Below are 4,861 nucleotides of genomic sequence, written 5' to 3' on the forward strand. Positions count from 1 at the left end.
ATAATTCTGATGGACTGAGTTGGGTGAGTTCAATAGATTCACCGATTAACCAGGTGGCGAAATCGGCTGAAAATGACTCTGCTAAAAAGCGACAGATATTATCAAACATAGACGATTCCGGGAGCAACGCGATTTTGTGAAAATTCTGGGTTTAAGGCAGGAGGCAGGAGGCAGGAGGTGTATAATGATGTAATTTCTCCCAACTTCCTACTTCAAACTTTTTGCGTCATGAGTTACAGAGAACAATTTATTTGGCAGCGTGGTGTCAAGCTTGCCATTAACTGCTATCGACTTACCGAAAAATTCCCGAAATCTGAACTTTACGGATTAACTAGCCAGATTAGACGCTCGGCAGTTTCCGTGCCATCAAATATAGCTGTTCGCGTAGCGTCCCGTTAGGGAAGGTTATGGAAGACGGACGCAGAACGAATATATTCAATTTTTACACATTGCTTTAGGTTCGCTCCCTTGAACTTGATACTCAATTGATTATTTCTAAGGAAGTCGGATTAGCATCGCCTGAACTATTTACTCCTGTTTTGGAAGAAGTCGATAGGTTTCAAGGAATTTTAGTGTCAAGCATTCAAAAGATTAAGTCTTAAAACCCTCCTGTCTCTTGCCTCGCCTCCTGCCTCCTGCCCTCTGCCTCCTGCCTCACCTCACGAAATCGCATCGCTCCCGACGATTCCTATGTCGCGCTGAACGCTATCGCCTCCATCCCCAAACGCTTCAATACCTGTAATACACTATAAAGCTCATTATCAGGATTTACCAAAGAAAACAGCCGCGAATTAGCATATTCATGTTTCAATACCTTTAAAAATAAAAACTCATTACCATTGGTAATCATGCCAAAGGTTGGTAGCACAGTTTCCTCAGGGAGCAACATATAAGCCAAAGCTTGAGGAATTGCGCGTGTCACCGCAAAATCACTCCGTTTTGATTCAATTACCAACAACCAAAGCCGATTTTTTAACACCAAAACATCAATCCGCCCCCGAATAATCGTTCCCTCATCCTCCATTTCTAAAGCCACACCCGTTTCTGTTTCAATCCTAAACGGTTTATGATAAAAACCAGCTAAATCTAACAAGGGCGCAAGTACCACCATCTTCACCGTATTTTCTAGCATTGGAGGATCATCCATCAATTCTAAAAAATTAGCCTTCACCCGATCTAATAAATGTTGCTCTTCTTTGTTCAAAGCCTCAAGCCCATCCAACCACTCAGGAAAAAAAGTAGCATCTTGAACGATTTGAATGCCAAAATTTTGCTTTAATTCCCGTAGCGTCACATCCTTGGCTGCAATAGACTGAACCATCTTGATATTTCTCCTGACGAAATTTTGGCTCAAGTGTACAAAAAAAGCTATTAACCCTGAAACCTTTACTTCCGTATTTCTCACAAACAATGTAATCGCAATTTGTATAACCCGTATAGAGAATGGGTTTCAGGCATTTTTTACGGGGTTGATTTTTGATGCAGTGTGAAACTCCAGAATCCAGATTTTATAAGGGTTTGAGAATTTTGGTGAGAAATCCGGGTACTCTAACTAAATTTTAGCTTTAAAGTAGTATCGCCGCGCCTCAATAACCTACAAAACTAATCAGTAAACCATAGTATACATCAAATCAATTTCAGTTAAGATTATAGATAGGGTAAATTGGGAAGTTGGATATGACAGTACATCAGAAGTTTAGTAAACTTGCTAAAAATTTACCCCTTAGACAGAACAGCAAAACTTGCCAATCAAATAGCTAAATTAAAAGAAGAAATGAACTAGCTAAATTACGTCAAGCTTTTAAAATATCTCAATCTCAATTAATGGATTTATAGGAGAAAAAATGTCTAATCATTCTGGTAGTTATATGCTAAATGAAATCTTGGAGTTAATGGAACAAGAACACATTTTTGGTTGGTTAGGCAAAGAGAAAACTCAATCTCTTGTTAGAAATATTACTAACACTGCGTGTCGAAAATATGACTGTAATAGTGGAGAAATTTTAGAGAATTTTACAGATCGCTTTGAGTTATGCTATGGCTGTCTTGCAGATAGCAAAGACCTTGAAAACGGACTTTGTGAGGTGTGCCGAAATGATATGGGATAGATTTAAAAAGAGGCAAGGGAGCAGGCGGATGTTCAGACGGATCTCAACATATTTAAAAAATTAGAATTGCTGGGGGAACAGGGAACGGGCAACAGGGAACACTATGACATTGTGTATACGATTATCTATAATAGGCGTAATGGTAGGGTGTTGATTTTGATGAAATTTCCCCGTTTTCAGTTCATGCAAATTTTGTGTCCATGTGAACGTAAAGTCTATGTTACATAGGCTTTTGCTCCAATAGATACCAGAGATTTTGCATGAATTTTTACCCCCTCAAAAGGTACAGAATCAACACCCTAGCGTAATGGAGTAATTAAAATTCAGAAAACTAAAATGGTAGCTTTCTTTGAAATGGATAATCCTGGACGAAATCAGGTTATAAATATTAGAGTTCAAGAAAAACAGCGTAATTTAATTGATTATGCTGCATCAATTCTTGGTAAAACTCGTTCTGATTTCATGCTAGATGTCGCTTGTAGAGAAGCAGAAAAAGTAATTTGCGCTCAAACTTTTTGTGCTTTAGATGAAAAAAAATATCAAGAAATTCTTGATATTTTAGACGCACCACCTAAAGTAGATGAGGAACTACGTAACTTTTTAGCTGCTAAATCACCTTGGGATAAAGAATGGCAGAAATAAAAATTATAGAAGCTCCTCACCCAATTAATTCTAGCCATGATATATCACAATTCAAATCAAGGTCAGAAACTTTAAATAATTGGTTGACATAAATTTAAACCATCACCCATAGAGGGTAAAGCGCATTGCTAAACCCTGACCAATATTGCTAAACTTGATATTGTGCTAACCAAGCTTCTAAATCGCTTAAACTCGAAAAATCAAGTAAAGCCTCTCCTAATTCTTCAATCTGCACCAATAGTAGAGATTGAATTTTTAATTGTAGTACAGGTGGAATAGTTCCAATTTTACGGCGAAGTTGTCGCGTAATTATAGAAAGTGCCTCTTCCTGCAAAATATCCTGATAGATTACAGACTCGCGCATAGTATCACTCCGTAATAACCTTTTAATCAGTTTCTTGTTTAATACTAACCCTGCTAATATGGCTGTTGATGCAGCAACATTACTTTGAATTCGGGTATCGTTGATTTGCTCGATAGCTTCTGCAACAATTTGTAATATTCGCGTTTTATCCTCAGTTTGACTGAGAGTTGCAAACGGCAACAAACCAGGAGTATTCAAAAATATGTCGCTGGGTTGCTCCCAAAGACGAATAACGCCAAATTCATGACGGGTATTTTCTAAAACAAAAGCTGTTTGCTGGACTAATTCGGATGTGGTTGGTTGTAGGTAAATCACAACCTGACGCATCCGTTTATTGGGAAATTTGCGATACACCCTTAACCGATAATCCGCCATCCGAAAGGGAATTTGTGCTTTTGGTTCAGTTTGAAATTCTATATGCAGAACAATTTCATCTGACTGTAACAGAATTAACGCATCTGCTCGAATCGGTTCGAGGGATAATTCTGATGGACTGAGTTGGGTGAGTTCAATAGATTCACCGATTAACCAGGTGGCGAAATCGGCTGAAAATGACTCGGCTAAAAAGCGACAGACATTATCAAACATAGACAGGCATCATATCAGTCATCGTTAAATATTACTCTCCGAGAAGGCACTCCGCGTCTGCGGTTTTTTTCTGTTCACCTACTTAATGGATCACATTTCTCCTCAAAACCTCGGCAACACAGTCCCCGTTCCCGCATCCTTTTTAGAACGAACATAGGTCTTAGTAGTATCACTCTTACTATGCCCCAACTGGTCTTGCACCTCAAACAGTGATTTACTATCCACCGCCCGCGACGCGTGAGAATGGCGTAACCAGTGGCAAGAAAACTTCACCTTGGCCACCTCAGATATATCCTGAATCAATTTTTTAATCGCTCGGTCACTCAACGGCAAACCCCGCTTTTTCGGGTCAGGTGACAGATTTGGAAACACTGGCATCTTCTCACCTGCCATCCCCCGGTACTTTTTAAATATCAGCGAAGTCTGGTGGTCCAAACCAATCTCCCGGTACTTCCCCCCCTTCCCGCGAAACTTAATTGTGTAATACCCCCGATACCTATCTTCCGGTATCGGGTCGGGCTGCCATTTAAAGTTGTGCCAATATAAACCCGGATAATCTTCCTTAGGTTGACCCGGTTTATCACCAGGAACCGTCACCCGACCAACCTCACCCACCCGCATCCCACTATAAAAAAGCAAACAAAAAACTAGCCAGTGCTGCTCCCCCAAACGCTGGGCAACATCAGCCAACTGCGCCATCTCCCAATCTTCTAAATAACGCTCTGCCTTCGGTAAGTCACTGAAATTATCGTAATTTATGGTACTAGCAATATTCCGTAAAAAATAGCCGACATTCTCCCCATGCCCATAACTCCAAAGAGATCGCAACATCAAAACGGAGTTAGATTTAGTATAAGGGGAAACCTCACCCCAACTAGCAATAAATTCCAGTAACTTTGGTGGCTGAACTAATCTCAAATCCCGTACACCTTGTTTTTCCAACCAAGCGAGTAATTTTTGACCAAAGCGATAGTATTTTCGCTTAGTTTGTTCTCGATTTTGCGACCCCGCCCAAGCCAAAATCAACTCCTCATCATTTGCTACAGCAGGTGTGCGGTAATAATATTGGCGAATCACCTCCTCTACTAATTCGGCGGTCACAGGTTGAGCAGTATCACGAGATACAACTTTACTGGAGGAGGGAGGGAGAATTTCTACG

General features: G+C 40.2%; 5 protein-coding genes and 1 pseudogene. 3 read left to right on the top strand and 3 right to left on the bottom strand.

What is annotated here, in order from left to right:
• The first annotated feature begins 228 nt into the window (after positions 1 to 228).
• Positions 229 to 602, top strand: a pseudogene (locus tag H6G68_RS26515) (four helix bundle protein).
• Between the two features lie 86 nt (positions 603 to 688).
• On the opposite strand, the gene H6G68_RS26520 reads toward H6G68_RS26515, so the two are convergent.
• Complete coding sequence (locus tag H6G68_RS26520) at positions 689 to 1,321, bottom strand: type I restriction enzyme HsdR N-terminal domain-containing protein (protein WP_190909311.1); 633 nt, start codon at positions 1,319 to 1,321, stop codon at positions 689 to 691.
• Between the two features lie 523 nt (positions 1,322 to 1,844).
• On the opposite strand from H6G68_RS26520, the gene H6G68_RS26525 reads away from it, so the two are divergent.
• Positions 1,845 to 2,108, top strand: a complete 264-nt coding sequence (locus H6G68_RS26525; RefSeq protein ID WP_190909312.1) for a hypothetical protein — start codon at positions 1,845 to 1,847, stop codon at positions 2,106 to 2,108.
• Between the two features lie 336 nt (positions 2,109 to 2,444).
• Positions 2,445 to 2,750 carry a type II toxin-antitoxin system TacA family antitoxin gene (locus H6G68_RS26530; protein WP_190909313.1) on the top strand — a complete coding sequence of 102 codons (306 nt, stop codon included), beginning with the start codon at positions 2,445 to 2,447 and terminating at the stop codon, positions 2,748 to 2,750.
• A gap of 148 nt (positions 2,751 to 2,898) precedes the next feature.
• Here the strand turns inward: H6G68_RS26530 and H6G68_RS26535 are convergent, their stop codons facing one another.
• Complete coding sequence (locus H6G68_RS26535) at positions 2,899 to 3,702, bottom strand: Rpn family recombination-promoting nuclease/putative transposase (RefSeq protein ID WP_190909314.1); 804 nt, start codon at positions 3,700 to 3,702, stop codon at positions 2,899 to 2,901.
• A gap of 102 nt (positions 3,703 to 3,804) precedes the next feature.
• Positions 3,805 to 4,861, bottom strand: a 1,057-nt coding sequence (locus tag H6G68_RS27500) for a tyrosine-type recombinase/integrase (RefSeq protein ID WP_242045414.1), incomplete at its 5' end; no start/stop codon positions are given.

The sequence above is a fragment of the Anabaena catenula FACHB-362 genome (assembly GCF_014698735.1).
In the GTDB taxonomy this organism is placed as follows: Bacteria; Cyanobacteriota; Cyanobacteriia; order Cyanobacteriales; family Nostocaceae; genus Anabaena; species Anabaena variabilis_A.

What these genes read in the sequence shown, in the direction of transcription:
- H6G68_RS26520 (WP_190909311.1), bottom strand. Translation starts at nt 1,321, where the DNA reads ATGGTTCAGTCTATTGCAGCCAAGGATGTGACGCTACGGGAATTAAAG.
- H6G68_RS26525 (WP_190909312.1), top strand. Translation starts at nt 1,845, where the DNA reads ATGTCTAATCATTCTGGTAGTTATATGCTAAATGAAATCTTGGAGTTA.
- H6G68_RS26530 (WP_190909313.1), top strand. Translation starts at nt 2,445, where the DNA reads ATGGTAGCTTTCTTTGAAATGGATAATCCTGGACGAAATCAGGTTATA.
- H6G68_RS26535 (WP_190909314.1), bottom strand. Translation starts at nt 3,702, where the DNA reads ATGTTTGATAATGTCTGTCGCTTTTTAGCCGAGTCATTTTCAGCCGAT.